Origin of the sequence: Panacagrimonas perspica, assembly GCF_004364935.1 — a bacterium.
Lineage (GTDB): Bacteria > Pseudomonadota > Gammaproteobacteria > Nevskiales > Nevskiaceae > Panacagrimonas > Panacagrimonas perspica.
On the sequence record NZ_SOBT01000008.1, the window covers coordinates 1,589,504 to 1,616,034 of the forward strand.

A 26,531-nucleotide genomic window follows, 5' to 3' on the forward strand; every position below is an offset into this window, starting at 1 on the left:
CGCCGTGAAAAAACTCATGCAGCAACGGCTCGGTCTGCGCTCGCAAATCTTCGCGGTACTGCTCGGCCTGTTCCTCACGCTGCCGGCGGCCGTGCGTGCGGACGACATCGACATCTACAACAACCAGGCCGACAACCCGCTCAAGCCGCCGATGACGATCCTGGTCCTGGATCTGAACCTGCTCGGCATCTGCAACAACGTCATCACCAACGCGACCAATCCGAACAAGCCCGATGCGCCGCAGCTTTGCCTGGACGTGCGCAACAGCATGCTGCTGTCCGAACTCCTCGGCGGCGTCACCAGCAATCCGACGCAGTACCTGACCCAGTTGCTGCTCGGCACCGGCACGACCGATCGCGGTCGCGCGGCGGCGCTGTGCGACCTCTACGGCATTCTCGGCATCGCTTCGCCGGTGGTGCAGCTTCCCGCCGTCGGCCCCGTGCTCAAGCTGCTGCTCGGCAGCGTCTCCAGCCTGTCGTGCGGCACGCTGCAGTTCCTGACCGGGATCCCGCTGGTCGGCAGCATCCTCGATGGCCTCATGGGCGGGTTCGTCGGCCAGCTGGTGAGTGGCCTGGTCAATCCGCTGCTGACCACCGTCGTCGGACAGCTGCCTTCCACCGTGATGGGACTGCTCAACACCACGATCTCCGGCGTCATGAATCTGGGGCAGGTCGGCCTGATCTCGCTGCTCGAATCGATCCTCAACCAGCTCGTGAACTCTCGCGTCGCCATCGTGGTGTCGCACGCCGACCGGGCGACGGCAGCTGGCGCACCTGCGAGTGCCTGCGCCTTCGGCGACACCGCGTCGATACCCACCTCGCGCCGGGAGACGGTGAACTGCAGCAACGGCGCCTACTTCCTGGTCGGCTTCACACCGCTGGTCGACCAGGGCTCCGTCAACCAGTTGCTCACGCGCGTCACGACGCTGCTGACCAACACGCTCAACCCCACCAACCTGCTCAACTCGACGACCGCCCTGCTGGCGACGACGGTGACGACGCCGACCTCGCTGCTGCCTCCGTTCCAGGGCAAGGAGATCTACGCCGAGATCACGCATTACCTCGGCGGCGACACGATCCACAACGCACCGCTGGCGCGCTGGGATGGCCTCACCGGCCTGCTCACGCGCGACACCTCGATCGAAAGCGGCAGCCGCTACATCCAGCCGCCGGCGCAGTGCGACATCGTCAACGTGCTCAACGTGCAGCTGACCAACAGCGATCGCGAATCGGAGTCGGATGCGACGCTCAAGCAGTACTTCCCGAGCGCCGTCACCAACGGAACCATCAGCTTTCCGAACGTGGTCGCCAAGGCGCGCGATCCCGGCTTCAAGGACGTCAACGGCAACGACATTGCCCTGCGCTCGAGTTTCCTGATCCAGGACAATCTGTCGAGCCTCGCGGCGCTGACCAACGTCGGCGCCAACGTGACCGGCTACGCCAACAACCTCGGCCTGCTGAATCTGGGCAAGTCGACGGCCGAACTGCTCAAGCCGGTGCTGTCGGTGGATGCAAGCCTGCTCACGCCGAGCCTGGCCAGCAACCCGACGACGCCGGGACGCCTGGGCACGCCGGTCACGACGCCGGCTTTCCTGGGCATCTTCCGACCCGAGATCGACCAGAAGCCGCGCTGGCCGGGCAACCTCAAGAAGCTCAAGCTGCGCTCGGTCAACGGCAAGCTGAAGTACTACGACGCCAGCGGCAACGTGGCGATCGCCGCGGACGGACGCATCGACAAGAACGCCGTGACGTTCTGGACGCTGACCTCGCTGCTGGGGGCCGGAAAGATCGCCGACGGACGCGACGCCACGCTTGGCGGCGCCGGCCAGAAGATTCCGGGCTTCGCGCTGCTCGGCGGCGGCAATCCGGGCCGCACGAACACCACCGGCACCCGCAAGCTCTTCTACGACCGCTACACCGGCGCCAGCAAGGTGCCGAGCCTCGCCGCGCTCCATCCTGACGATGCGGCCGTGCGAACCGAACTGCTGAGCTCGCTCGGCGCTTCCGGCGATACGCAGGCCCAGGCGCTGCTGCTCTACGCGCGCGGCTACGAGGTCGGCTCCTCGGCGACGTCGCTGGGTGTCGGCTCGGGGCTCACCGGGCGCGCCTGGCTGCACGGCGCGGTCCTGCACTCGCGCCCCGTCGCCGTGAACTACGGCGCCCGCTCGGGCTACACGACGACCAATCCCGACATCCGGACGATCTACGGGTCCACCGATGGCTACCTGCGCATGGTCACCAACACCGCGGCAGGCGGCGCCGAGTCGGGCCTCGAGACCTGGGCGTTCATGCCGCGCGCGGTCATGGACCAGCAGAAGATCCTGCGCGACAACCAGCCCTCGGCGAAATTCCCGTATGGCGTGGACGGCGCCCCGACGGTGCTGCTGCGTGATCGCAGCCCCAGCGGCGGTAACGCCGACGGCAAGATCGAAACCAGCAACACCTACGATCGCGCCGCGGTCTACTTCGGCCTGCGCCGCGGTGGCTCGAACATTTACGCGCTCGACATCAAGAACCCCGACAGCCCGACGATGATGTGGCGCATCGGCACCGACGGGCTCTACAACTCGTCCGGGCTCGTCGCCGGCTCGGCGACGCAGTTCTCCGAAATGGCGCTGACGTTCTCCAGCCCGCAGGCCGGCCGCGTGCAGTACAAGGACGGCGCGACGGTCGTGACGCGCAGCGTCGTCCTGTTCGCCGGCGGCTACAACGGCGGGCGCGACAGCGCCAACGCCCGCATCGGCAAGGATGCCGCGCGCGGCAGCAAGGGCGTGCTGGGCACCGACGATGCCCGCGGCAACGCGATCTACATGGTCGACGCCGAAACCGGCGAGCTGATCTGGAAGGTCAAGAAGGGCACCTTCAGCACGGCCTCGCCGTACAGCAGCTCGACGCTCAGCTTCCAGCATCCGCTGATGGCGGACAGCATCGCGGCCGATCTGACGGTGGTCGACAGCAACGGCGATGGACTGCTCGATCGTCTCTACGCGGTGGACACCGGCGGCCGCCTATGGCGCGCGGATTTCGCCAGCGCCGACCGCAAGGACTGGACGGCCACGCCGCTGGCCAGCGTCGGGCGCCACTCGACGTCGAACGTCGCCAACGATCGCCGCTTCTTCCACGCACCGGACTACGTGCCGTTCAAGGATGCGCGCGGCGCCTACGACGCCATCGTGTTCGCCACCGGCGATCGCGAGGATCCGTTCAACGCCAGCACGCAGAACTATCTCTACATGTATCGCGACCGCGTGGTCGCGAGCGGCATGCTGCCCACGCAGGTGAAGACCTCGGAATCCGAACTCAAGAGCCACGACAACTTCGTCGACCTGACGTCGGCCTGTGCCAGCGGGTCGGCCAACTGCGGGGCCACGGCCGAAGGCGCGATCGGCTGGAAGATCAACCTTTCGCGACGCGGCGAGAAAGCCATGTCGCAGCCGCTCAGCAGCGGCGGCACGGTGTTCTTCACCAGCTACGTTCCGCAGGATCCGACGACGCGCACCTGCACGCCGGACGAAGGCAGCAACCGCCTGTACGGCGTATCGCTGGCGGACAGCCGGCCGGTGGTGCAGGACTTCATCGCGGATACCGACACCGACAAGCGCAGCACCGATGGCGGCGTGCCGGGCCTCGCAGGCGAGTTGAGCACCGTGGCCACCAGTGCAATCGCCGCCAACACGCATACGCTCGAAGCCCGGAGTCCTCGTTACTATCCGGTCTACTGGCGCGAACGGCGCGGCGACGACGAAACTCCTCCGTGAGCCCTCCCACGAGAACAGCATTCCCCCATGGCGGGACCAGCGGCTTCACGCTGATCGAACTGATGATCACGGTCGCCGTGGTCGCCATCCTCGCCACGATCGCGGTGCCGAGCTACCGGGTCTATGTCGAGCGCGCCAATCGCACCGTCGCCAAGACGGCGATGGTCGACGTCGTCTCGCGGCAGAACAGCTACTACGTCGACCGCAAGCGCTTCGCTACGACGCTCACGAAGCTGGGCCTGGGCGCCGACACGCTGTATCTCGGTCGCGAAGGAACGCTGTCCGCCAGCAACGGCGACGGTTCGATCTACGAGGTCAAGCTCGCCGGCAATGCGAACAACACCGCCTGCCCTGCCACCGGCAGCGCGACCGCGAGCGGATTCACGATCGTCGCCAAGCCGATCCGTGCCCAGGTGAGCGATACGCGCTGCGCGACGCTGTGTCTGAGTTCGTCCGGCATCAAGAGCGCAAGCGGGACCGACGCCGGGAATTGCTGGACGCGCTGAACGTACGGCGTGCCGCCGAACGCTGAAGATCCGCGAATGAACATCGAAATCGTCGTGCTGGCGATCGCCCTCGTCTTCGTGACAGGGGTACTGCTGTTCGTCGCCCACGCCCGGCGCACGGCCGAACCCACGCCGGTCCCACACGCGGTGCCGCAGCGCCTGCTCCGGCTGATCCGCTCGTACCTGCAGGCGACCAGCGAAGCCGTCGCCGCGCTCGAAGCCGCCGGCATCACGCGGCCCGCAAGCGCGCTGGGATGGTCGCTGGCGGGCATTCCGCACGAAGGCCACCTGATCGACGATCGGCGTTACCGGAAACATGGATTCGGCTGCACCGTCGAGCTGCCTTCGGTATCCATCGATTTCGACTTCGGGCCCGAGGGGCAGATCGACGGATTCGACGCGTCGCGTCTCGCGTTCTTCGCCACGGATCGGCTCGAACACTTCGGCTATGCATCGGCGGAGCAGATCGCGCTCGACATGCAAAGCGCGGTCCGCAGCGGCGCCGTCGTTCCCTACGAGGATTCGGCGCTGCTCCATCTGCGCGACGCCTGAGGCGTCGGGCCACGATCCGGCCGCGATCACGACCGCCCCCGAGGGATCGCGGATAAAATCGGACACAACCCCTTCTGGAAGAGATCCGATCCGATGAATGTGCCCGATAGTCCGCTCGACACCCTGATCGCCAGTGCGCGGCGTCACCGCCTCGGCGACCTGCTGTGGCGCAGCGCGGCGCGCACACCGCGCAAGACGGCGCTGGTCTACAAGGATCTTCGCCAGAGCTTCGCGGAACTCGACGAGGTCGTGAACCGCACGGCCAACGCGCTGGCCTCGCGCGGCGTCGCCAGGGGCGATCACATCGCGCTGCTGTCGCACAACAACCACGCCTTCGTCGTCATCCGCTTCGCGCTCGCGCGGCTGGGCGCCGTGATGGTGCCGATCAACTTCATGCTCAACGCAACCGAAGTGGCCTTCATCCTCGAGAACGCCGAGGCGCGCGGCGTGATTGTCGAGGATGCGCTGGCCGGCGTCGCCGATGCGGCCATCGCCGAAGCAGGCTCGAAGCTGAAGGTCCGCGGATCGATCCGCGAAAAACTCGAGCAGGCGCCTGCGGGCTGGGAATGCGTGCAGGACTGGATGCAGCATGCGGATGCCACGCTCCCCGACATCGCCATCGACGACGACGAGCCGGTGCAGATGCTCTACACCAGCGGCACCGAATCGCGGCCCAAGGGCGCGCTGCTGTCGGCCCGCTGCCTGTATTCGCATTACACGAGCTGCATCGCCGACGGCGAGATGAGCAGCGAGGACATCGACGTGCATTCGCTGCCGCTGTTCCACTGCGCGCAGCTCGACTGCTTCCTGACGCCGGATCTGTATCTGGGCGCGACCAGCATCGTGCTGCCGGCGCCCGACGCCACGGCGCTGCTCCAGACGGTTGCGGCCGAGCGGGCCACGAAGCTGTTCTGCCCGCCTACGATCTGGATCGCGTTGCTGCGGCATCCCGATTTCGATCGCACCGACCTGAGCTCGCTGAAGAAGGGCTACTACGGCGCCTCGATCATGCCGGTCGAGATCATCAAGGAGATCACCGCGCGGATTCCCGGCATCCGCCTGTTCAACTTCTACGGCCAGACCGAGATGTCGCCGGTGGCCACGGTCCTCAAACCCGAAGACCAGATGCGCAAGATCGGATCCGCGGGGCGCCCGGCCATCAACGTCGAGACGCGCGTCGTCGACGATGACGATCGCCCGGTCCCGGTCGGCACCGTCGGCGAGATCGTGCATCGCGGGCCGCACGTGACGCTGGGCTACTGGAAGAACCCGGAGAAGACCGCCGAGGCCTTCCGCAACGGCTGGTTCCACAGCGGCGATCTGGGCGTGATGGACGACGAGGGTTACCTGACGGTCGTCGATCGCAAGAAGGACATGATCAAGACCGGCGGCGAGAACGTGGCCAGCCGCGAAGTCGAGGAAATGGTCTTCACGCATCCGGCCGTTTCGGAAGTCGCGGTCTTCGGTGTTCCGCACCCGCGCTGGATCGAGGCCGTGATGGCAGTCGTCGTGCTGCGCGCGGGCCAGACGCTGTCACCGGACGAGCTGATGCGCTTCTGCCGCGAACGGATGGCCGGCTACAAGGCACCCAAGCTGGTCGAGGTCGTCGACCAGCTTCCGAAGAACGCGAGCGGCAAGATCCTGAAGCGCGAACTGCGGGACCGGTTCGCCGCCAAGGGGCAGGCGATGGGAAGCTGAAGCTGGCGCGGGGCGTCAGCCTCCGGCCGGAATCGTCACCACCGGGATCGGCTGCGAGCGCCCCGCCTGCGCGAGCGCGATCAGCGTCTGCACGACGCTGAACGCGAACTTCGAGTCGAAGTCGGTCTGCTCGATCCAGTAATCCCGCCGCTGGTGCTTGATACTGGCGTAGGCGTTATCCGGCATCTTCCCGCCGGTGTGCACGATGATCACCGGTCGTCGCTCGATGTCGAGGAAGCCGACCGTCGCCAGCGTCGCGCCGGAAGCCACATCTTCCGGCGGCACCTGGATCTGCGCGCCCACCTCGGTGAGCATGCCGATCACGGATCGGGTCACGATGCCCACCCGTGATCCGCTCTCGTCGGCCACGCCGTACAGCACCTCGATGTCGGTCGTGCCCGCCGGAACCGTGAGCAGCTCGCGCACCCGGGCGGCGTCGGCGCGGTCGTCGTCGCTGGCCTGCGCAGGCACTTCGATCGACATGAAGATGCGATTGCCCTGCGGCGAGCCCTCGAGGCGCATCGCGACGAAGCCCCCCAACTGCAGCCGCCGTAGCGCCTGCAGCAGTTCGAAGAATCCGTGGCTGCCGGCATTGTTGGCGCCGGAAAGCGCCGCGCTGTTCTGCAGCGATCCGATCGACTGCACCGCCAGGCGCAACAGCACGTCGATGGGAACGCCGCTCTGGACCAGTGGCAGGACCAGTGACGGTGCCAGCGGGCGTGAATAGGCGTTGGCGAAGTCCTCGCCGGTCAGCGGCGTGAACGTGAACGTCGGCCGCGTCGCGTAGCCGATGCCACCGCCGATCGAACCGGTGGTGGGCGCATTGTTCTGCGTGCTCAGCGCCGCGGCGGCGTTGGCAGAGCCGTCGAGCGAATACGCGGCGATGACCTGCGACACCGGCAGCACGACCGCGGGCTCCGCGTAACGAAGCCCCACGATATTGGCCAGCGTCTGGCGCTTCTGCGCGAACACCAGCGCCCGCGCGTAGTCGACCTGGTCGTCCTGCAGCAATCGCGTGCCGAACGGCATGCAGGCGCTGGTGGCGAGCGTCGTGGTCAGCGCAGCCATCTTGAAGAATCGAGAAACGCGCGGGTATCCCGGAACGGTCGGCATGGAAGACGAGGTATCGACGATCAGAATGGAAGCCCGACGAAATGCCAGCAGCGGCCTTGCCCCGCAAGGGTATCAACGCCGCGGGGTGATGCGCGATCCGGGCCGGTGCCCCTGCGCGACGCGCGCCGTGGCCGACGATCGCCCGCATCGCGGGCGATCCGCGAATGGACGCACCGCACGGCTTTGCGGATGCTGCTGCGCATGAGCACCGTTCGAAGCTTTCCTCCGATTGCCGATCCATCTGCGCGGACGCTGATCCTGGGCAGCATGCCGGGCGTGCAGTCGCTCGCGGCGAATCGCTACTACGCGCATCCGCGCAATGCGTTCTGGCCGATCATGGCCGCTCTGCTCGGCTTCGACATCGAATCAACGTACGAGCGTCGTGCGCAGGCGCTGACGCAGTCCGGCTTCGCGCTCTGGGATGTGCTCGAGGCCTGCGTGCGGCCCGGCAGCCTCGACAGCGCGATCCAGACCGGCTCCCGCGTGGCCAACGACTTCCAGACCTTTTTCGCCCGGCATCCTGCTCTCGAACGCGTGTGCTTCAACGGCGCCGAAGCGGAGCGAAGCTTTCGCGTGTTCGCGCTTCCCGGGCTGGAGGTTCCGGCCCTTCGTTTCGTCCGCCTTCCCTCGACCAGCCCCGCCTACACGTTGCCATTCCAGCAGAAGCTCGCGGCATGGCGCGCAGGCCTGATCGATCCGCGCTGAGCCCCCCCGCGCCGTGGCCGCGCTGCTACGCTCGTGCTCCCCGGATCCCGCAGCGCAATCCCTTCGCGATGAGCGTCCGACGTGAACTGCTGGCACAGGCGCAAACCTGGTCGGAGCTGCTGGCCTCGGCGATGAAGGCCTGGCAACACGACGGCGAGTCGACGTTCGACACGCTGTTCCCGATCGCCATCGACGGCAACGCAGACCGTGCGCCGTACAACGCCGGCACGCTGCTGGTGTACATGGATCCGGACTGCCATCACGACTGCCGCGAACTGCTCGCGCGCCTTCACCACTCGAAATGGTTCGGCCGCTACCGCGAGGTGGCGTTCTACCTGATGGTTCATTTCGGCAAGGAGCACCTGGTCCAGCAGGCAAAGGCCTTCATCGCCGAGCTGCCGGAAGCCGAACGCGAGGACTCGCGCCTGCGCACGCTGATCTACTGGATCTCGGGCTCGGCGGAAGAACTGATCATGCCGATGCACGCCTGGATGCGCGGCGACACCAGCGTGAAGGGCGCCGGCCCGGTGTTTCCGGACCCCACACCGCCCACGCCCTGAGGCATCAGCGGCGCACGGCGTCGCGCGCCAGCAATCCTGCGATCGCCTCGGTCGCGCGTTCGGCAGCATTGCAACGCAAATCCGCGCGCACGCCGTCGAAGGCCGCGAGCTGGCGCTGCCGATGCGCCGCATCATCGAGCAGCCGCTGCACCTCGGTGGCCAATGCCTCGGGCGACGCGGCGTCCTGCAGCAATTCGGTGACGGTGGGTTCCGGCGCCAGCAGATTCGGCAGGCTCACGTACGGCGTCTTGAGCAGGCCCAGGTCCAGCATCATCCAGGCCGTCAGTCTCGAAGTGCGATACGCCACGACCATCGGCCGCCCGAGCAGCAGGCATTCGAGCGTCGCGGTGCCCGAGGCGAGCATCACGACGTCGGCCGCCCGCATCGCCTCGCGCGATTGGCCCGTCAGCAAGGTCCAGCGGCATCGCGGGGCGTGCTGCGCGATCGCCGCGCGCAGCCCTGCCTCGAGCGAAGGCTTGGCGATCGGCGAGACGAACCGCACGCCGGGCAGCCGCTCGTTCAACAGCGCCGCGGCCCGCGCGAACGGCTCGGCCAGATACTTCAGCTCGCCGCCACGCGATCCGGGAAGGATCGCGATCACCGGTCCCTCGCCTTCCAAGCCCAGGTTCTTGCGCCCCTGCGCCGGCGTGATCTCGGCATCCAGCTCGTTGGCCAGCGGATGGCCGATGAACTGCGCGGTGACGCCGCTGCCCTCGTAGTGCTTCGGTTCGAAGGGGAACAGGCAGAGCATCAGGTCCACCGATCGTGCGATGCCCTTCACGCGACCCGGCCGCCAGGCCCAGATCGTCGGACTGACGACATGCGCGGTGCGCAGGCCGCGTTCGCGAAGACGTCGCGACAAGCCCAGGTTGAAGTCCGGCGCATCGATGCCGACGAAAATGTCCGGCCGGTCCGACGTGAACTCGTCGATGAGCCGCGCACGCAGGCGCAGCAGCCGCGGAATGGCGGGCAGCACCTCGGCCAGGCCCATCACCGAGAGCTCTTCGATGGACCCGATCGACTCGCAACCGCCCTCGACCATGCGCGGCCCGGCCACACCCCGGATGCGGGCCCCGGGGAAACGGGCCTTCAGGGCGCGAACGATCGCGCCGCCCAGCAGATCACCAGACAGTTCGCCGGCCACCAGGGCGATGCTGGGGGGGGGGCGCGCAGGCTCGGACATCCATCCACTCCGTTTCGAAGGCGCCATTCTGAGGGCTGCGGCGCTCACCGGCGCGACGCGCCGCGGGCCGGAAGCGCTGTCACGATCCTGTCGAAGGTCGCAGGGCTAGAATCCCTCGATCCGGGTCATTCCCGAACCATAGCGGGCCGTATGCGGTCCGAAGAGCACCTCGCCTCCCGACCTCCTTCGTGATCCCGTCCTCGCCCCTCGCGTTCCATCCCCTCGTTCTGCTGTTGATGATGACGCTGTCCGGCGTCGCCGCATGCTCCCGTTCCGACGCCGAACCCGCCAAGCGCACGGCGCCCGCCGGTGCCAGCGTGGAAGTCGCCGAAGTGCGCACCGGCGCCGTCGAGCGACGCTGGTCGGCGGTGGGATCGCTGAAGGCCAACGAGAGCGTGATCGTGCGACCGGAAATTGCCGGCCGCATCTCGCGCATCGGCTTCGAGGAAGGCCAGCGCGTGAACCGCGGCGTTGCGCTGTTCGAACTCGATGACTCGGTATTCCTCGCCGAGGTGGCGCGGGCACAGGCCAACCTCGTGCTGTCCGGCAGCAATGCGAAGCGCTCGAAGGAACTGTTCGAGCGCGGCCTGATTTCCGCCGCGGATCGCGATTCCGTGCGCGCCGCGCAGGAACTCGACGAGGCCTCGCTGCGGCTGGCGCGGGCACAGGCCGCCAAGACCGTGCTGGTCGCACCGTTCGCCGGCAATGCCGGCCTGCGCGGCGCGGCCGTCGGCGATTACGTGAATCCCGGGCAGGACCTGGTTGTGCTCGAGGACCTGGACCGGGTGAAGCTCGAGTTCCGCCTGCCGGAACTGGCGATGCCGGACATCGAGGTCGGCCAGTCGGTGGAGGTCAATCTGGACGCCTACCCCGGCGAGACGTTCAAGGCCCAGCTCTACGCGCTGGACTCGCGCGTGGCCGACGACACGCGCTCGATCGGCGCAAGGGCGCTGCTCGACAACCCGGACGGACGCCTGCGGCCCGGCATGTTCGCGCGCGTGAACCTGGTGGTGTCGCGCAAGGAGAACGCACTGCTGATTCCCGAGCAGGCGCTGCTGGCGCGCGGCGGGAAATCCTTCGTCTACACGATCGACCAGGGCAAGGCGGTGGAGACCGAGGTGCAGCTCGGCCAGCGCCAGCCCGGCCAGGTGGAGATCCTGAAGGGCCTGAGCGCCGGGCAGGTGATCGTCACCAGCGGATTGCAGCGCATCGGCAACGGGGCGGCTGTCAAAACGGCCCCGAAAGCACAGGACGCGGCCCGCGAAAGCGCGAAGCCGCCGGCTGCGGCATCCTGACGGCCACCCGTCCAGCCCCGGCCACCAATGAACCGCAGCTTCGCTGCCCTGTTGTGTGCGGGAATCACCTGTAGCGGAACGCTCGCGCTGGCCAAGGCGCCGCCGGAGCGCGCGGCGGAACTGGGCACGACGCTCACGCCGATGGGCAGCGAGGCCGCCGGCAATGCGGACGGTTCGATCCCGGCCTGGAAGCCGCTGACCGATACCAAATTCAAGCGCGGCGACAATCCTTACGCGGCCGACAAGCCGATCGCGACGATCACCGCGAAGAACGTCGGCGAGTACGAGCCCTTCCTCACCGAGGGGCACAAGGCGCTGTTCAAGACCTTCCCCGACACCTATCGCATCAAGCTCTACCCGAGCCACCGCGGCGCGGCGTATCCGCAATGGTTCCTCGACGCCACCAAGGCCAATGCCTCGACGGTCGAGCTGACCAATTCCGGCCACGGTTTCTGCTGCGCGGCGCAGGGCTTCCCGTTCCCGATTCCGGGCAACGGCACCGAGGTGATGTGGAATCACATCGTGCGTTACAACACGCAGGGCTATCGCGGATACGTGGCGGCTGCGGCCACGACCAGCGCAGGCGACTACGTGGTCGAGCGTTCCTACCTCGAGCTGAGCTACGTCTACAACAGCCCCAAGGCGACGCCCGCGACGCTGAACAACCAGAACCTCTACGTGATGAGCAAGACGGTGGCGCCGGTCAGCAAGGCGGGCACCTCCTACCTGCTGCACGTGCCGCTCGACCGCATCAAGCAGTCGACCGGTGTCTGGTCCTTCATCTCCGGCGGACGCACGTTGCGCATCGGCGAAGTCGGCTACGACAACCCGGCGTTCGAAGGCCTGATGACGCAGGACCAGATCGACATGTTCAACGGCCCGCTGGATCGCTACACGATCAAGCTGGTGGGCAAGCGCGAGATGATCGTCCCCTACGACAGCTACCGGCTGTACGACCCCGACCTGAAGTACAAGGACATCATCACCAAGGGCCACATCAACCAGGACGAGGCCCGCTACGAGAAGCACCGCGTCTGGATCATCGAGGCGACGGTCCGCGAGGGCATCTCGCACCGTTACAAGAAGCGCGTGTTCTACCTCGACGAGGACTCCTGGATCGTCATCGCCCAGGACATCTACGACGAGCGCGACCAGTTCTGGCGCTTCGCCGAGTCGCACTCCATCAACTTCCCGAACGTGCCCGTGATGGTCAACGGCGTGCAGGTCCACTACGACCTGCAGTCGCGCCGCTACGTGATCCTCAATCTCACCAACGAGGAGAAGGAACTGATCGAGTACGACTGGAAGGCGGAACCCTCGTACTTCACACCGGCCAATCTCAAGCGCTTCACGTCGAACCGGCGCTAGCGGCCCGTAGCCCGGACGAAGTCCGGGAGTTTTCCTCCCGTCGGAGTGATATCCCGGACTGCGTCCGGGCTACGGGGGAAACCCTCTGCAAGGCACGCGAAATGCTTAAGGGGCAATTCATGTCATCGGCCCTAGTGTTCGCTCCAGAGTCAGTCCAACTGGGGATCTGACCGACGGAGATTCCGATGAACAAGCTGGCCCTTCCTCTGATGATTGCCGCCGTGAGCCTGGCCGCGACGCAGGCCGAGGCCGGTTCGCGGTACCGCTATGCCGACAACGATCGCAGCGACCGCTGGGAAGAACCCAGCCGCACGCAGTACGAGTATGCGGAGGTCGTGTCGGCCAACCCCATCTACCGCACGGTGCGCGTCGAGCAGCCGCGCCGCGAGTGCTGGGACGAGCGCGTTGTCTACAACGAGCGCCAGGACCGTGACTACTGGATGGACAACGGCACGGCCGGTGGCCTGGTCGGTGCGATCGCCGGTGGCGTGGTCGGCCACCAGTTCGGCAAGGGTCGCGGCAACAAGGCGGCCACCGCGCTGGGTGCCGTGATCGGCGCCGGCATCGGTCAGCGCGCGGCGGTGCAGAACAGCCGCGAGCGCAGCGGCAGCTACGAGCGCGTCGGCTACGAAGAGCGTTGCGAGACGAAGACCGACTACCGCACCGAACAGCGCATCGACGGCTACGACGTGGCCTATCGCTACGGCGGCCGGGTCTACAACACGACCATGCCGTACGACCCGGGCGCCCGCATCCCGGTGGACGTCAACGTCCGCCCGGTGCGGGATTGATCACACTTTGCTCCGCGGCTCGGGCCGCGGTTCCCACTAGAATCCGGCAATGCGAATCCAGGGACTGATGGTGCTGATGATCGTGGCAGGGGGGCTTGCGCTGAGCGAGCCCGCCTTCGCCCGCGATCGCGGCTTCTTCGGGACCGGCCTCGAAGGCCAGGGACGCGATGCCAGTCTGGTCGATCGGCGCGCTTCGCGGATGACCGCGGCACAGGCGGCCCGCGAAGCGCAGCATCGCTATGGCGGCGGCAAGGTGCTCAGCGTGGACCCGGCCAGTGACGGATTTCACGTGAAGCTGCTCAGGGACGGCGATGTTCGGGTTGTATTCATCGCGGATCACTGAGAGTCGCTGCACCGTCTTCGCGGTTCCGTGTCGACGCTTTTTCCAGCACCCGGGCGAACCGGTACAAGGCGAGTTCGCGACCGCGCTGCCACGCGGCGTTTGAGATCCGACGGACCCGCGGTGCCACGCTTCCCTATCGTTAATTTTCAGTTTTCCCCCGAGGTTGACCCAATATGCGCGCTCTAGTGATCGAGGATGACCCGCACCTTCGCGGGCAAGTCACCCAGATGTTTTCGGACGAGGGCTTTGCCGTGGATCAGGCAGCCGACGGCGAGAACGGCCTCTACATGGCGACGGAATATCCGGTCGACATCGCGATCGTCGATCTGGGCCTGCCCGGCACCAGCGGCATCGACATCATCCGCAAGGCACGCAAGGCCGGCCGCAGCTTCCCGATCCTGATCCTGACGGCGCGCGACGGTTGGCAGAGCAAGGTCGAAGGCCTGGAAGCCGGCGCCGACGACTACCTCGTCAAGCCCTTCCACCGCGAAGAGCTGCTGGCACGTGCACGCGCGCTGCTGCGTCGTTCCGGCGGCTGGGCCCAGCCGCAGCTCACCTGCGGCCCGGTCACCGTCGACACGACGGCCAAGACCGTCACCGTCAACGAGCGTCCGGTGGAACTCACCGCGTATGAGTTCAAGGTGCTCGAATACCTGATCCTGCACGCGGGCGAAGTGGTGTCGAAGTCGACGCTCACCGAGCACCTTTACGCCGAGGAAGACGAGCGCGACAGCAACGTCATCGAAGTCTTCATCCGTCGCCTGCGCACGAAGATCGACCCGGACGGCACGCTGGCGCCGATCACGACCTTGCGCGGCAGCGGCTATCGCTGGGACCTTCCGCGAAGCTGAGGGATGCGCCGCAGGCAGACCGGAGCGCTGCTGCCCGGCCTGTCCTGCGGCTTGCGATTTCACATCGGGAATAATGGGCCGTCTTGCGCCGCTTTCCGCGACGGGGCTGGCCACCGGAGGGCGTGCCTCTGAAACTGCGTTTCATGACGTCTCTTCGCGCCCGCCTGCTGGCAGCCGCCTCGGCGGTGCTGGCCGCATTCTTCGTGCTGACCGCCGCCGTGCTCGATGGCGCGTTTCGCGACAGCACCTTGCAGGCGCAGCGCGACAAGCTCGAAGGCCTGGTCTATTCGCTGCTCGCCGCCGCGCGCACGGATGCCAACGGCAATCTCACGGTCGAACCCAACGACATCTCCGACCGCCGCCTCGTGCAGCCCGCGAGCGGCCTGCAGGCGGCGCTGTTCGACGAACAGGCGCGCCTGGTCTGGACCTCCGCGGAATTCCTCGAAGTCCCCCCGCCGCAGATGCCCGGCGTCGGTCAGTGGGCCTTCCACCAGCTGCGCAAGCCGCCGGTGTTCTCGCTGAGCTACGGCCTGCGCTGGATCGACCTGCAGGACGACCCGAAGCGCTACACCTTCGTCGTCCTCGAAGACGCCAGCAGCTACGAGCGGCAGCTGCGCACCTACCGGCGCGAACTCTGGCTGTGGCTGGCGGCCGCCGCGGGAGGCCTGCTGCTGGTGCAGTACCTTGTGCTGCGCTGGGGCCTGGCGCCGGTGCGGCGGCTGGTCAACGAACTCAACGCGGTCGAGCGTGGCGAGCGCGCCGAGATCCACGGCAGCTACCCCGACGAGCTGGTGTCGCTGACGCAGGGCCTCAACGCGATGATCCGCAGCGAGCGCAACCAGCAGACGCGTTATCGCAACGCGCTGGGCGATCTCGCGCACAGCCTGAAGACGCCGCTGGCGGTGCTGTTCGGCATGTCCGAGGAACCGCGCGTTCCCGAAGAGCTGCGCAATCCCCTGCGCGAGCAGGTGGGCCACATGCAGCAGATCACCGACTACCAGCTGCGCAAGGCGGCGACCGCCGGCCGCCGCACGCTGGCCGAACCGATCGCACCGGCGCCGATCGCGGCCAAGATCACGCAGGCGCTGACCAAGGTCTACGCGGATCGTGGCGTGAAATTCGAACTGATCGCACCGCCCCAGTTCCGCATGCGCGCCGACAACGGCGATCTCTTCGAGCTGTTCGGCAACCTGCTCGACAACGCCTGCAAGTACGGCGGCGGACGCATCCGCGTCCGCATCTCGCGTGACGATCAGGACAACGTCATCGAAGTCGACGATGACGGGCCCGGCTTTCCGCAGGATGCGCAGGAACTGCTGCAGCGAGGCGTGCGCGCGGATACGCAGAATCCCGGCCAGGGCATCGGTCTGGCGGCGGTCTACGAGATCGTGAAGGCCTACGAAGGCCGCATCCTGCTCGACCGTTCGGAATGGGGCGGCGGACGCGTGACGGTGCGGCTGCCGATCTGATCTCGAACTGCGGAGTCGCCCCCGTAGCCCGGACGAAGTCCGGGGCTGTGTCCCGACGTCATCCCCGGACTTCGTCCGGGCTACGGGGGCGTTACAACGAATTGAGGAACGCCAGCAGCGCTTCGCGATCCGCCTTCGGCATCTCGACGAACTGCTTCTGCGCAGCGGCCGCCTCACCGCCATGCCAGAGAATCGCTTCCGCCGGCCCGCGCGCGCGACCGTCGTGCAGCAGCAGGTCGTGTCCGTTGACGGCGTGGATCAGGCCCAGACCCCACAGCGGGCTGGTGCGCCATTCGCGGCCATCGGCGTCGAAATCCGGACGACCATCCGCCAGGCCCTCGCCCATGTCGTGCAGCAGCAGATCCGTGAACGGATGGATGACCTGGTGGGCGACCTGCGCCAGCTCGTGCTCGCCCGTCACCACGCGCGGCGTGTGGCACGCCGCGCAGCCGCTCTGCATGAACAGCGCTTCGCCGCGCTGCACCTGCGGATCGTCGACGTTGCGACGGTTGGGCACCGCCAGCGTGCGCGAGTACAGCACCAGCTTGGCGAGGAACTCGTCGCTCATCTCCGGCTCGCCGCCGTTCGGCGAAGCCTTGCAGGCCTTCTGCGGCGGCATGCAGGCATCGTGCGCGAACACGCTGTTGGTGATGCCGATGTCGCCCGCCGCCGCTCCCGCCACCTGCTGACGGATGCTCGGCTGGTTCGACTTCCAGCCGAAACGGCCGATCGCCATCCCCTGCGCGGCGACGTCGTAGACCCGGTTCACGCGGCCCGAAATGCCGTCGCCATTGGCGTCGTCGGGATCGGCCATCGCGAGCAGCGTCGCTTCGGGAATGGCCTCGAGCAGACCCAGGCCGATCATCCCCTGCGCCACGCGCGGCGACATCAGCAGGTCCTTGCCCAGCTTGCCGTAGGCGGGATCGCGCAACTCGATCTTCGGCTTGCGCAGCGAGTAGGCCTCGCCGTCCGCATAGCGGCCGCCGGCCTCGTCCCAGGTCAGCACGACCTTGGCCTCCGGCTTCACGCCGGGTATCGCCCGATCCTGGATCTGGTCGCCGTACACCGGGTGCGGAAGGATGCCGCCGTGATTGTCGCGGCCCGGTTTCGAGATGCGGATCAGCATCGATTCCATCGGCTCGCCCGGCTCGGGCGGACGCCCTCGCCCGTCGCGCACGTGACATCCCGAACAGGACACGCGGTTGAACAGCGGGCCCAGGCCGTCGAACGACGCGGTGGAGCTGCCCGCCTGCACCCAGTTGGTGTTGAACAGGCGATTGCCGAACGCGAAGTCGCGCAGCTGGCGCGCATCCAGGTTCGGCGCCGGCATCGCGAACGCCGTCTGGCCGAACGCCGGACGTCCGGCGTCGCCGCCGAGACGCTCGCCGATCGCGGTCGGGGACGCCGAAGCAACCGGCGTGTCTGCTTCAGCAGCAGGCTGCTGGGCCGATGCCGTGCCCAGCGCGAGCGCCAACCCGAGGGCGACGCAGCAGAGCGTCCCCCCGGTGCGTGAATGAAGACTCATCCCGTAGCCGTCTCCAGTCCGGGAACGATCACCAGCACGCCCAGCCGCTTGCCGACCTTGGCCAGCTGCACGCCCAGCGCCTGGAACGCAGCGACCGCTGCCTCGGCGCGCTGCCGCGGCGGGCTGCCGTTGGGCGCGCGCAGGATCGAGTCGAACGGAACATCCATCAGCGTGACGGCGGCCAGTGCCTGCGTGAACAGGGCATCGGTGCGCGAAGCCAGCGCCGGATCGATGGACATCGTCAGCGCGCGAAGGCTGTCCGGCGCCATCGTCTCGGCGCTGCCGCCGAGCCAGACGTTGTAGGCGCCGCGCAGGTCGTAGAGATGGTCCTGGTGCGTGGTGTCCGAAAAACAGCTGTGCTCGTCTTCCTGGTCGCCGCTGTCGAGGGCCACCGACAGGCGTTCGGTCGCCAGTTCGTGGCCGACCAGGTTGGCCATGCCATTGATTACGCGGCCCAGCGCCTCGCGCGGTTCGAGCGCGAGGAATTTCCTGCGGTAGTTGTCGGCGTCCGGCGCCCACTGGACCTCGAGGCTGCGCAGGTCGTCGACGAGCATGTCGGTGATCGTCGAGAGATAAAGGCGACGGCGATCGTTGCTGGCCTTGCCGGCGACGTAATCCGTGAAGGGACGGTTGCCTGGACCCTTGATGTCCAGGTCCTGTCCCCACAGCAGGAATTCGATGGCATGCCAGCCGGTGGTCACGTCGGATTCGTCGCTGACCTGGTCGCGCGCCAGGATCGACTCGCGCGTGAGCGCCACCTTGGCGTCGCCGATGATCCCGGAGCGCGGCTGTCCCTTCACGTAGTCGATGAAGGCTTCGTTCACCGGCCAGGCATTGATGTGCGGCTCGGGACCGGTCTCGCCGTCGGGGCGCACGTCGATCGGGCCGTCGTAGAAGCGGAACGCCTCGGTGACGATGTAGGCCGGCCGCGCCTCGACCCAGGCCGCGCGCGCAGCGGCCAGCGTCTCGGCGCTGGGCTTCGCGAGCATCGCCTTGATCGCCGTGCGCATGCGATCGGCACCGTTGGCCGACGCCGCGTAGCTCGACTGCACGAGCTTGGCGTAGGCCTGAACCTGCGGACGAACGTCGAACGCGTAGGCCTGCGGATCGTTCGACAGCAGCTTGTACGACGAGGGACGATCTTCTTCCGAACCCTCGCCGCCCTGCGCCAGCATCATCGGCGCGTGGCTGTCGTCGAACACCGTCGCAGCGGTCGCCGAGCCGGCGGCGGCAACGCTCAGAAAGGTGCCGAAGCCCGTCCAGAGCCTGATATGTTTCACCGCCATCGCAGCCTCACCATCCTCGGAATGTTCACGTGAATATTTGTCTGGCCGGCGTCCTGGACGCCGATGCGCTCCAGGCCGTTCGCGCCGCGTTGATGCACGCCAGCTTCGCCGACGGCGCCAGTACAGCGGGATGGCACGCGTCGAAGGTCAAGCACAATCTGCAGGCCACGCACGACGCCGCAGCGCAACGCGTTCACCAGGCTCTGATGCGCCATCCGCTGTTTCGTTCCGCGGTGCTGCCGTCGAAACTGCGTACGCCGCTGTTCTCGCGCTACCTGCCGGGAATGTCCTATGGGCGCCACGTCGACGACGCGATGATGGGCGGCGCCATGCCGTTGCGCACCGACATCGCCATCACCGTCTTCCTGTCCGATCCGGCCAGCTACGACGGCGGCGAACTGATCATCGAAAGCCATTCCGGCGACACCCGCTACAAGCTCGACGCCGGGCAGGCCATCGTCTATCCCGCCACGACGATCCATCAGGTCGCCCCGGTCACGCGGGGCGAACGCCTGGCCGCCGTGCTGTGGGTGCAGAGCCTGGTTCGGGAGCCCTCGCGGCGTGAAATCCTGTTCGACATCGACACCGCCCGCCGGATGCTTTGGGAAAAGGCCGGGAAGCAGGCGACGCCAGAGTTCGACCTGCTGTCGAAGAGCTACGCCAACCTGGTGCGATCCTGGTCCGAGCCCTGAAATCCGCGCTCCCACCCACGCGAGTCCGCCGTCCCGGATGGCGAATGTCGGCTCGCCGGCGGGCGCAGGGGTTGGGGCTCGATTCACGGCCGCCACCTTATTGAGAGCGTTTCGCGTTTGCAAGGAATCAGCGATGCGCGCTACCCACCCCCTTTTCCATCACCCCCGGACCCCGATCCCATGAACCCCAATCCCCTCGCCGTCTGGCACCACGCCGTGAAGACCCGTGATCCCTCCGGCCTCGGCGCGGTGATGGCCGACGATGCGGTCTTCCACTCGCCGGTCGTGCACACGCCGCAGGTGGGCAAGGCGATCATGCACAGGTACCTCTCGGCAGCGCTGGGCTGCCTGATCGACGACTCGTTCCGCTACGTGCGCGAAGTCGTGTCGGGCCGCGATGCGGTGCTGGAGTTCGAGGTCGAGCTCGACGGCATCCGCGTCAACGGCGTCGACATGATCTCGTGGAACGACGCAGGGAAGATCACCGACTTCAAGGTCATGATCCGGCCGCTGAAGGCGATCAACGTCGTCCACCAGCGCATGGGCGCGATGCTGCAGAAGGCGGCGGGCTGAGACCCGTAGCCCGGACGAAGTCCGGGGTTCCCCTCGCATACGGAGCGCAACCCCGGGCTTCGCCCGGGCTACGTTACGGCTTCCCGAATTCCTGGCGGATCACGCGGCGCAGCACCTTGCCGGTTTCGTTGTACGGCAGCGCGTCGCGAAACACGATGGTCTGCGGCACGCGTGAAGAGCGCAGCCGCGTCTTCACGAGTTCCTGCAACTCCTGCGCCGAGGCCCGGGCGTCCGGCTTGAGCACGACGGCCGCGCCCACCCCTTCGCCCCACTGCTCGTCCGGCACCGCGACGACCGCGGCGTCCGCGACGGCGGGATGGCCGAGCAGCACGTCCTCGATCTCGCCCGGCGAAATGTTCTCGCCACCGCGCACGATGACGTCGTCGGCGCGACCATCGAGAAACAGGTAACCCTCGACGTCGAGCCATCCACGATCCCGCGTGGAGAACCAGCCTTCGCCGTCGAGCAGGCTGCCCTGCTGCAGGTACTCGCCGGACACCTGGCCGCCGCGCACGTAGACCAGGCCCGCGGTGTTGGGCGGCACCGCGCGTCCGTCGTCGTCGCGGATCTCGATCTCGACGGCGCCGGTCGCGCGACCTACCGAGATCAAGCGGCGCTGCACATCGGCGTCCTCGCTGGACGCGGCCGCGCGATGATCGTCGGGGCCGAGCACGGCGATCGTCGAACTGGTTTCGGTCAGCCCGTAGGCGTTCGTGAAGTCCACTGCGGGAAACAGGCGCATCGCGCTGACGATGGTGGTCTGCGGCATCTTGCCGCCGCCGTAGGCGAGCGAGCGCAGCTTCGGCAGCCGCGACGCACTGCCGGATTCGCCCAGGTGCTCGACGATGCGCGACAGCATCGTCGGCACGACGAAGGCGTTGCTCACCTGCTCGCGTTCGGCCGACTCGATCCACGATGCCGCGTCGAAGTTCTCGATCTGCACCATGCGGCGACAGGCGTAGGTCGACGACAGCACCGCCGAGATGCCGGCGACGTGGTACGGCGGCACCGAGACCAGCACCGCGTCGTCTTCCTCGGCACAGGCGAACTCCACCGTGCCGACGATGTACGACATCAGGTTCTCGTGGCGCAGGATCGCGGCCTTGGGCTTGCCGGTGGTGCCGCTGGTGAAGAGCTGGACCGCCACGGCGCGCGGATCCTCGTCCGGCTGCGGCGGCTCGGCGCTGTCGTCGACCGGCAACGCGAGGAAGGCCTCGCGGCTCATCACCTGCACGTCGGCGCGCGCATCCAGGCGTGCACGCGTCTCCTCGTTGGCGATCAGCAGCGCCGGCGCCACGCGCTCGACGAGTTCGTTGATCTCGTCACGCGTCAGCCGGTAGTTGATCGGCACGTACGGAATGCCGGCGTACGCCGCGGCGAAGACGGCAATCGGCGCGGCCGGGCTGTTGACGTCGAGCAGCGCGAGGTACTTCGCGTCGCTGTCGCGCAGTACCCGCGCGGCGGCATGGGCCTTCTGGCGCAGCTCGGCGTAGGTCAGCCTCGAATCGCCGGCGATCACGGCCGTGCGATCGCCGAAGGCCTCGGCCGCCATGTCGAGAATCGTCGAGATGTTCATGCGATGCAGGGAAAGAAGAGGCGGGCCGCTCAGCCGAAGCGATAACGCAGGAAGCCGGGCCAGGCCCAGGGACGCAGCCCGACCGCGAGCAGTAGCGGCATCTGGTCGAAGAACACCCATCGCTCGGCGCCCAGCCCGTCGCGCAGCGTGAAGCGATCGACCGCGTGAACGCGCAGCCCGCCGCGACGCACGGGGAACACCAGCGTCCACTCGATGAACACGCGGTCGGCCGAACCCTCGGCCTCGAAATCCTCGCCGTGCAGCTCCGGCAGCCACCGCAGCATCCGCGCCAGCTCGGCGCGTGCGGCATCGCGTCCGTGGATGGCGGACCGGTGCGGTTGCCGCAGGACCACGTCCGGCGTCAGCAGCGCGACCAGCCCGTCCGCGGTCGGCTTCGACCAGGCCTCGGCGAACGCGCGTGCAAAAGGATGGTCGAGCGCCACGGCCGGATCAGTCGGACGACGGCAGCTGCTTGGCCTGCTTGACCTCGAGCGGCGTGCCGTCGAACGTGAGCGTGCCCTTGCCGCCCTTGGTGCAGAGCAGTTCCAGCGACTCGTCGGCGTTGACGTAACGCTTGCCGATCAGCGTGCCGTCCGACAGCGCGCTGTCGAGCGTGCCGGCAGCGGCCGCGGTCGGCGCGATCATGTCGGCGCCGCCGCAAGCCAGCGAGTACTCGCCCGCCGGCGCCTTGATGACCATGACCTGGGCATCGCACACCGCGCTCTTGAAACGGCCGCCTGCTTTCAGGGCGATCTTCGACATCCGGACCTCCAGGGTTCTCGATGGGGCAAGGATGACAGGGCGCCGGGAGGCGGGCCTCACTGTTTTGGGTTAGCTGCCGCAGGAAGTGACGGCGCCCCCAAACAGACCATGTGCCGTCCACCGCCCAGCCCGCATAATCGACTGGAGGCCAACAAAGACGAACACGGGGAGCGATCGTGAAAACCAAGCGCCTGAGTCCGATGGACGCGTCCTGGCTGTACGTGGAGTCGCACCAGACCCCGATGCACGTCGGCGGCCTGATGACGTTCGAACTGCCCAAGGATGCGCCCGCCGATTTCTTCCAGCAGCTCATCGCGGACTTCCGCGAGCACCGCGAATTCCACGCGCCGTGGAACCGCCGGCTCAAGTCGACCAGTCTCAAGGCGCTGGCGCCCGTCTGGGTCGAGGACCAGGACCTGGATCTCGACTATCACCTGCGCCTGTCCGCCCTGCCCTGGCCCGGCGGCGAGCGCGAACTGGGCGTGCTGATCGCGCGCCTGCACAGCCATCCGCTGGACTTCCGCCGCCCGCCCTGGGAGTGCCACATCATCCAGGGGCTGGAGGACGACAAGTTCGCGCTGTACGTGAAGGTCCACCACGCGCTGATCGACGGCGTCAGCGCGATGCGCGAACTCGTGCGCGTGCTCTCCAAGGATCCGGACGATGGCGAACGCCCGCCGTTCTGGGCCGTGCCGCGCGAGAAACGCCCGGTGAACGCCGCGCCCGTGCCGACCACCGAAGCGGCGGTCGGTCAGGCGCTGGCGGCGGTGCCCAAGCAGCCGGGCAGCGCACCGACCTTGATCAAGGCCCTGGTGGAACTGGTGAAGGCCTCGCGCCGCAAGGACGACCCGATGGGCGTGCCGTTCAAGGCGCCCAAGTCGCTGCTCAACGGCCGCATCACCGGCCAGCGCCGCTTCGCCACGCAGAGCTATTCGATCGACCGCATCAAGAAGATCGCGAAGGCCGGCGACGCCACGCTCAACGACGTCGTGCTCGCGGTCTGCGGCGGCGCCTTGCGGCGCTTCCTGAAGGAGGCCAATGCCCTGCCCGCCACGTCGCTGACCGCCGGCATTCCGGTTTCGGTGCGGCCCAAGGACGACCAGGAAACCGGCAACGCGATCAGCTTCATCATCTCGACGCTGGCCACCGACATCGCCGATCCGGTGCTGCGCCTGCAGGCGATCCGGGCCTCGACCAAGCGCGCCAAGGAGCACCTGCAGAGCCTGCCGAAGAACGTCATCGAGGGATACACGATGGCCTTCATGGGGCCGTACATGGTGCAGTTGATGACCGGCCTGGGCGGACGCACGCGGCCGGTGTTCAACATCACGATCTCGAACGTCCCCGGCCCCGATCACGCGCTGTACCTGCGCGGCGCGCGCATGGTCGCGCACTACCCGGTGTCGCTGATCACGCACGGACAGGCGCTCAACATCACCTGCAACGGCTACGCCGACACCTTGAACTTCGGGTTCATCGGATGCCGCACGTCGCTGCCGCACATGCAGCGCATCGCGGTGTACGCGGGTGAGGCGCTGGAGGAGCTGGAGGCGGCGGTGGTCAAGAGCGGGCGCGAGAAGAAGGCGCGGAACACCGCGTAAGACCGTAGCCCGGGTGAAACCCGGGAGCTTTTTCTCCGCCGACGAACCGGGACCCCGGGTTTCACCCGGGCTACGGGGTGCTTCGCGCCCATTCCGCGAGCCGATCGAACAGATCGACTCTCGACGCGAACAGGAAGTGGCTGTGCCCCGCGCCCGCGAACACCTCGAGCCTCACCTGCGGACTCGCCGTGAACGCGCGCGGCGCCTCCGCCGGCGGCCCCGCCATGTCGCGCTCGCCCAGGCCGAGGAACACCGGCACATCGATCTGCGCCGCTTCCAGCGCGACGTTGCCCGGAATCATCGACAGGAACGCCGGCACCGGCAGCAGGCTGTCGGTCGCCGCCTTGAGTGCCGCGACACCCCGCGGATCGGCGGCATCGCTGCCGTAGAGTTCGGCGTTGTTGCCGCCCGAGGAGCGGATGCGTGGGTACGGCACGACGAACAGGCGGCGCGCGAACTCGACGAGGCGCGCGCGCACCGCGACCGGATCGCTTGCGAGCACACGCACATCCTCTGGCACGAACTTCGGCAGCCCGCGCGTCGAGAAGCCCAGCAGCGCGATGCCCGCGTGCCGTCGCGCCTGCGCCTGCTGCAAGGTCGTGAGCATCGCGCCCATCGAGTGGCCGACGCCGAGACTGCGTAGCGCCGGCATCGGCGGCAGGTCCGGCGCAAGCCGACCTTCGCGAAGTCGCGCCAACACGTCCGCCGTGGCGTGAGCGTTGGCGCGTGCGAGCACGTCCGGCGTCAGCGCGTAACCGTCTTGCGGCCGGCTGCTGTCGCCCAGTCCGAGATGATCGATCGTCACGACGATGAAGCCGCGCGCCGTCATCTGCGCGGCGAAGCTGAAACTGTCGTCGCCTTCCGTTTGAAGATCGAAGTAGCGGCGATTCATGTTGCCGCCCGCGAGGCAGACGAGCGCCGTCGATGCGGAGTCGTGGTCGGCCGGCAGGAATACCGTGGCGGCCGAGTGCAGCGCCGGCTCGCCGTCGAGGCGAACGTTCGACGGAATGACCAGATCGATGACCCGCATTCGCGTCACGTCGCCTTGGGAATCCCGCCCCCGTAGCCCGGACGAAGTCCGGGATTCCCCTCGCCCATCGAGGAAAAGCCCCGGACTTCGTCCGGGCTACGGGGGACTTGGAATCTCACGCGCGGCCCAAAACCGCGCCCGCCATTCCCGACGACACGAGCACATTCTCCACGCTGCGCTTCGTCACCTGATTCGCCGACGTTCCACGCAACTGCCGCACACCCTCGATCATGCTGTTCATGCCGTGGATGTAGGCCTCGCCCGACAGGCCGCCGTTCGTGTTCGTCGGCAGCGCGCCGTCCAGCGCCATGCCGCCCGACTTCACGAATCCGGCGCCCTCGCCTGGCTTGCAGAAGCCGAAGGCTTCCAGCTGCAACAGCACGTGCGGCGTGAACGCGTCGTAGATCATCGCGGCCTGCATGTCCTGCGGACCCAGGCCCGTCATCTCCCACAGACGCTTCGCGACGCCCTTGGCCTCGGGCATCTCGGTGAGATCGTCGTGGTAGTAGTTGGAGATGACTTCGGTGTTGTACGGAATGCACTGCGTCGCGCCGAGGATCTTCACCGGCTTCTGACGCATGTCGCGCGCACGATCGAGACTGGTCACGAGAATCGCGACGCCGCCATCGCTCTCCTGGCAGCAGTCGAGCAAGCGCAGCCAGGGCTCCTGGATCCACTTCGAGTTCTGGTGATCCTCGAGCGTGATCGGCTTGCCGAAGAACCAGGCGTCGGGATTGGTCGCGGCGTACGCGCGCTGCTGCACCGACACGTAGCCGAGGTCACGGTTGGTGACGCCGTACTTGTGCATGTAGCGCGCGGCCTGCAGCGCACCCCAGCTCGCAGGCGTCATCGCACCATAAGGCACGCACCAGAGCAGCGAGCCGGTGCCGTTACCGGACTGGAACGCCATCATCTGCTGGTTCGGGTTCTGGCCGAAGCGATACTGGCTGCGCTCGTTCATCGCGCGCCAGATCAGCACGTGCTTGCACAGGCCGGCGTTCACCATCGCCATCGCCTGGTAGATCGTCGCAGCCGCTGCGGCGCCGCCGCCGGGAATGCGCGTGGTGTACGCGAGATCCTTCACGCCCAGGCAGCGCGCGAGCATGACCTCGTCGCTGTTGTCGATCGTGAACGTGATCATGCCGTCGATGTCGTGCGGGCTGATGCCGGCATCGTCGCAGGCGGCCTTGGCGCACTCGGCAGCAAGCTGCAGCTCGCTGCGTCCGGAAGCCTTCGAATACTCGGTGTGTCCGATGCCGGCGATCGCGGCATCCGTGAACTGGCGGGTCATGTCG

The 26,531-nt window shown here is 67.5% G+C and carries 24 protein-coding genes; 15 read left to right on the top strand and 9 right to left on the bottom strand.

Translation table 11 applies throughout. From position 1 onward, the window contains the following. The first annotated feature begins 4 nt into the window (after nucleotides 1-4). The 4 genes from DFR24_RS24880 to DFR24_RS07185 all read left to right on the top strand — a co-directional run bounded on the left by DFR24_RS24880 (nucleotide 5) and on the right by DFR24_RS07185 (nucleotide 6,513). Nucleotides 5-3,757 carry a pilus assembly protein gene (locus tag DFR24_RS24880; RefSeq protein WP_133880605.1) on the top strand — a complete coding sequence of 1,251 codons (3,753 nt, stop codon included), beginning with the start codon at nucleotides 5-7 and terminating at the stop codon, nucleotides 3,755-3,757. Continuing rightward, the gene (locus tag DFR24_RS24890) at nucleotides 3,754-4,263 is read left to right on the top strand and encodes a type IV pilin protein (RefSeq protein ID WP_162851093.1); all 510 of its coding nucleotides are present in this window, start codon (nucleotides 3,754-3,756) and stop codon (nucleotides 4,261-4,263) included. Before DFR24_RS24880 ends, DFR24_RS24890 begins: the two co-directional genes overlap by 4 nt. A 36-nt stretch (nucleotides 4,264-4,299) precedes the next feature. Further along, nucleotides 4,300-4,815, top strand: a complete 516-nt coding sequence (locus tag DFR24_RS07180) for a DUF6896 domain-containing protein (RefSeq protein WP_133880606.1) — start codon at nucleotides 4,300-4,302, stop codon at nucleotides 4,813-4,815. A gap of 93 nt (nucleotides 4,816-4,908) precedes the next feature. Beyond that, nucleotides 4,909-6,513, top strand: a complete 1,605-nt coding sequence (locus tag DFR24_RS07185) for an acyl-CoA synthetase (RefSeq protein WP_133880607.1) — start codon at nucleotides 4,909-4,911, stop codon at nucleotides 6,511-6,513. A 15-nt stretch (nucleotides 6,514-6,528) separates the two neighbouring features. Here the strand turns inward: DFR24_RS07185 and DFR24_RS07190 are convergent, their stop codons facing one another. Further along, the gene (locus tag DFR24_RS07190) at nucleotides 6,529-7,581 is read right to left on the bottom strand and encodes a hypothetical protein (protein ID WP_133880608.1); all 1,053 of its coding nucleotides are present in this window, start codon (nucleotides 7,579-7,581) and stop codon (nucleotides 6,529-6,531) included. A 246-nt stretch (nucleotides 7,582-7,827) separates the two neighbouring features. Here DFR24_RS07190 and DFR24_RS07195 point away from each other — a divergent pair, with 246 nt between their 5' ends. Beyond that, nucleotides 7,828-8,331: a DNA-deoxyinosine glycosylase gene (locus tag DFR24_RS07195; RefSeq protein WP_133880609.1), complete on the top strand. Its 504-nt coding sequence runs from the start codon at nucleotides 7,828-7,830 to the stop codon at nucleotides 8,329-8,331. A gap of 68 nt (nucleotides 8,332-8,399) precedes the next feature. Next, a complete protein-coding gene (locus DFR24_RS07200) occupies nucleotides 8,400-8,891 on the top strand; it encodes a hypothetical protein (RefSeq protein ID WP_133880610.1) in 492 nt (163 codons plus the stop codon). 4 nt (nucleotides 8,892-8,895) lie between these two features. Here the strand turns inward: DFR24_RS07200 and lpxB are convergent, their stop codons facing one another. Beyond that, nucleotides 8,896-10,074: a lipid-A-disaccharide synthase gene (gene lpxB, locus DFR24_RS07205; RefSeq protein WP_133880611.1), complete on the bottom strand. Its 1,179-nt coding sequence runs from the start codon at nucleotides 10,072-10,074 to the stop codon at nucleotides 8,896-8,898. Between the two features lie 188 nt (nucleotides 10,075-10,262). Between lpxB and DFR24_RS07210 the strand changes: the two genes are divergently transcribed. The 6 genes from DFR24_RS07210 to DFR24_RS07235 all read left to right on the top strand — a co-directional run bounded on the left by DFR24_RS07210 (nucleotide 10,263) and on the right by DFR24_RS07235 (nucleotide 16,191). Further along, on the top strand, nucleotides 10,263-11,369 hold the full coding sequence (locus DFR24_RS07210; RefSeq protein WP_133880612.1) for an efflux RND transporter periplasmic adaptor subunit: 1,107 nt from the start codon (nucleotides 10,263-10,265) through the stop codon (nucleotides 11,367-11,369). Nucleotides 11,370-11,396: 27 nt separating this feature from the next. Then, the gene (locus DFR24_RS07215; protein WP_133880613.1) at nucleotides 11,397-12,737 is read left to right on the top strand and encodes a DUF1329 domain-containing protein; all 1,341 of its coding nucleotides are present in this window, start codon (nucleotides 11,397-11,399) and stop codon (nucleotides 12,735-12,737) included. A gap of 185 nt (nucleotides 12,738-12,922) precedes the next feature. Further along, the gene (locus tag DFR24_RS07220; RefSeq protein ID WP_133880614.1) at nucleotides 12,923-13,528 is read left to right on the top strand and encodes a glycine zipper 2TM domain-containing protein; all 606 of its coding nucleotides are present in this window, start codon (nucleotides 12,923-12,925) and stop codon (nucleotides 13,526-13,528) included. A 67-nt stretch (nucleotides 13,529-13,595) separates the two neighbouring features. Further along, complete coding sequence (locus tag DFR24_RS07225; protein WP_133880615.1) at nucleotides 13,596-13,871, top strand: hypothetical protein; 276 nt, start codon at nucleotides 13,596-13,598, stop codon at nucleotides 13,869-13,871. Between the two features lie 173 nt (nucleotides 13,872-14,044). Then, a complete protein-coding gene (locus DFR24_RS07230) occupies nucleotides 14,045-14,722 on the top strand; it encodes a response regulator transcription factor (protein WP_133880616.1) in 678 nt (225 codons plus the stop codon). Nucleotides 14,723-14,865: 143 nt separating this feature from the next. Beyond that, the gene (locus DFR24_RS07235) at nucleotides 14,866-16,191 is read left to right on the top strand and encodes an ATP-binding protein (protein WP_133880617.1); all 1,326 of its coding nucleotides are present in this window, start codon (nucleotides 14,866-14,868) and stop codon (nucleotides 16,189-16,191) included. Between the two features lie 91 nt (nucleotides 16,192-16,282). On the opposite strand, the gene DFR24_RS07240 is transcribed toward DFR24_RS07235, so the two are convergent. Continuing rightward, the gene (locus DFR24_RS07240) at nucleotides 16,283-17,716 is read right to left on the bottom strand and encodes a di-heme oxidoreductase family protein (RefSeq protein ID WP_133880618.1); all 1,434 of its coding nucleotides are present in this window, start codon (nucleotides 17,714-17,716) and stop codon (nucleotides 16,283-16,285) included. Continuing rightward, on the bottom strand, nucleotides 17,713-19,002 hold the full coding sequence (locus DFR24_RS07245; protein WP_133880619.1) for an imelysin family protein: 1,290 nt from the start codon (nucleotides 19,000-19,002) through the stop codon (nucleotides 17,713-17,715). Before DFR24_RS07245 ends, DFR24_RS07240 begins: the two co-directional genes overlap by 4 nt. A gap of 29 nt (nucleotides 19,003-19,031) precedes the next feature. Here DFR24_RS07245 and DFR24_RS07250 point away from each other — a divergent pair, with 29 nt between their 5' ends. Both DFR24_RS07250 and DFR24_RS07255 read left to right on the top strand, forming a co-directional pair. After that, complete coding sequence (locus DFR24_RS07250) at nucleotides 19,032-19,694, top strand: Fe2+-dependent dioxygenase (RefSeq protein WP_133880620.1); 663 nt, start codon at nucleotides 19,032-19,034, stop codon at nucleotides 19,692-19,694. A gap of 180 nt (nucleotides 19,695-19,874) precedes the next feature. Next, complete coding sequence (locus DFR24_RS07255; RefSeq protein WP_133880621.1) at nucleotides 19,875-20,267, top strand: nuclear transport factor 2 family protein; 393 nt, start codon at nucleotides 19,875-19,877, stop codon at nucleotides 20,265-20,267. Nucleotides 20,268-20,340: 73 nt separating this feature from the next. Here the strand turns inward: DFR24_RS07255 and DFR24_RS07260 are convergent, their stop codons facing one another. From DFR24_RS07260 to DFR24_RS07270, 3 genes are read right to left on the bottom strand one after another with little or no spacing between them, the layout of a single operon-like run. Beyond that, complete coding sequence (locus DFR24_RS07260; RefSeq protein WP_133880622.1) at nucleotides 20,341-21,843, bottom strand: class I adenylate-forming enzyme family protein; 1,503 nt, start codon at nucleotides 21,841-21,843, stop codon at nucleotides 20,341-20,343. A 29-nt stretch (nucleotides 21,844-21,872) separates the two neighbouring features. After that, complete coding sequence (locus DFR24_RS07265; protein ID WP_133880623.1) at nucleotides 21,873-22,286, bottom strand: nuclear transport factor 2 family protein; 414 nt, start codon at nucleotides 22,284-22,286, stop codon at nucleotides 21,873-21,875. Between the two features lie 7 nt (nucleotides 22,287-22,293). After that, nucleotides 22,294-22,605: a hypothetical protein gene (locus DFR24_RS07270; protein ID WP_210772607.1), complete on the bottom strand. Its 312-nt coding sequence runs from the start codon at nucleotides 22,603-22,605 to the stop codon at nucleotides 22,294-22,296. A 176-nt stretch (nucleotides 22,606-22,781) separates the two neighbouring features. Between DFR24_RS07270 and DFR24_RS07275 the strand changes: the two genes are divergently transcribed. Next, on the top strand, nucleotides 22,782-24,206 hold the full coding sequence (locus DFR24_RS07275; protein ID WP_246051543.1) for a WS/DGAT/MGAT family O-acyltransferase: 1,425 nt from the start codon (nucleotides 22,782-22,784) through the stop codon (nucleotides 24,204-24,206). A 70-nt stretch (nucleotides 24,207-24,276) separates the two neighbouring features. Here DFR24_RS07275 and DFR24_RS07280 read toward each other — a convergent pair whose 3' ends face one another. Together DFR24_RS07280 and DFR24_RS07285 are read right to left on the bottom strand one after the other, a co-directional pair. Next, nucleotides 24,277-25,236, bottom strand: a complete 960-nt coding sequence (locus DFR24_RS07280) for an alpha/beta fold hydrolase (protein ID WP_136249404.1) — start codon at nucleotides 25,234-25,236, stop codon at nucleotides 24,277-24,279. Between the two features lie 115 nt (nucleotides 25,237-25,351). Further along, on the bottom strand, nucleotides 25,352-26,527 hold the full coding sequence (locus DFR24_RS07285) for a thiolase C-terminal domain-containing protein (RefSeq protein WP_133880625.1): 1,176 nt from the start codon (nucleotides 26,525-26,527) through the stop codon (nucleotides 25,352-25,354). Nucleotides 26,528-26,531: the final 4 nt, after the last annotated feature.

Bases quoted from the DNA above. Each gene is read 5' to 3' on its own strand.
- DFR24_RS07230 (WP_133880616.1), top strand. From the start codon at position 14,045: ATGCGCGCTCTAGTGATCGAGGATGACCCGCACCTTCGCGGGCAAGTC.
- DFR24_RS07240 (WP_133880618.1), bottom strand. From the start codon at position 17,716: ATGAGTCTTCATTCACGCACCGGGGGGACGCTCTGCTGCGTCGCCCTC.
- DFR24_RS07185 (WP_133880607.1), top strand. From the start codon at position 4,909: ATGAATGTGCCCGATAGTCCGCTCGACACCCTGATCGCCAGTGCGCGG.
- DFR24_RS07220 (WP_133880614.1), top strand. From the start codon at position 12,923: ATGAACAAGCTGGCCCTTCCTCTGATGATTGCCGCCGTGAGCCTGGCC.
- DFR24_RS07245 (WP_133880619.1), bottom strand. From the start codon at position 19,002: ATGGCGGTGAAACATATCAGGCTCTGGACGGGCTTCGGCACCTTTCTG.
- DFR24_RS07180 (WP_133880606.1), top strand. From the start codon at position 4,300: ATGAACATCGAAATCGTCGTGCTGGCGATCGCCCTCGTCTTCGTGACA.
- lpxB (WP_133880611.1), bottom strand. From the start codon at position 10,074: ATGTCCGAGCCTGCGCGCCCCCCCCCCAGCATCGCCCTGGTGGCCGGC.
- DFR24_RS07260 (WP_133880622.1), bottom strand. From the start codon at position 21,843: ATGAACATCTCGACGATTCTCGACATGGCGGCCGAGGCCTTCGGCGAT.
- DFR24_RS07280 (WP_136249404.1), bottom strand. From the start codon at position 25,236: ATGCGGGTCATCGATCTGGTCATTCCGTCGAACGTTCGCCTCGACGGC.
- DFR24_RS07225 (WP_133880615.1), top strand. From the start codon at position 13,596: ATGGTGCTGATGATCGTGGCAGGGGGGCTTGCGCTGAGCGAGCCCGCC.
- DFR24_RS07195 (WP_133880609.1), top strand. From the start codon at position 7,828: ATGAGCACCGTTCGAAGCTTTCCTCCGATTGCCGATCCATCTGCGCGG.
- DFR24_RS07255 (WP_133880621.1), top strand. From the start codon at position 19,875: ATGAACCCCAATCCCCTCGCCGTCTGGCACCACGCCGTGAAGACCCGT.
- DFR24_RS07190 (WP_133880608.1), bottom strand. From the start codon at position 7,581: ATGGCTGCGCTGACCACGACGCTCGCCACCAGCGCCTGCATGCCGTTC.
- DFR24_RS07235 (WP_133880617.1), top strand. From the start codon at position 14,866: ATGACGTCTCTTCGCGCCCGCCTGCTGGCAGCCGCCTCGGCGGTGCTG.
- DFR24_RS07215 (WP_133880613.1), top strand. From the start codon at position 11,397: ATGAACCGCAGCTTCGCTGCCCTGTTGTGTGCGGGAATCACCTGTAGC.
- DFR24_RS07200 (WP_133880610.1), top strand. From the start codon at position 8,400: ATGAGCGTCCGACGTGAACTGCTGGCACAGGCGCAAACCTGGTCGGAG.
- DFR24_RS07270 (WP_210772607.1), bottom strand. From the start codon at position 22,605: ATGTCGAAGATCGCCCTGAAAGCAGGCGGCCGTTTCAAGAGCGCGGTG.
- DFR24_RS07285 (WP_133880625.1), bottom strand. From the start codon at position 26,527: ATGACCCGCCAGTTCACGGATGCCGCGATCGCCGGCATCGGACACACC.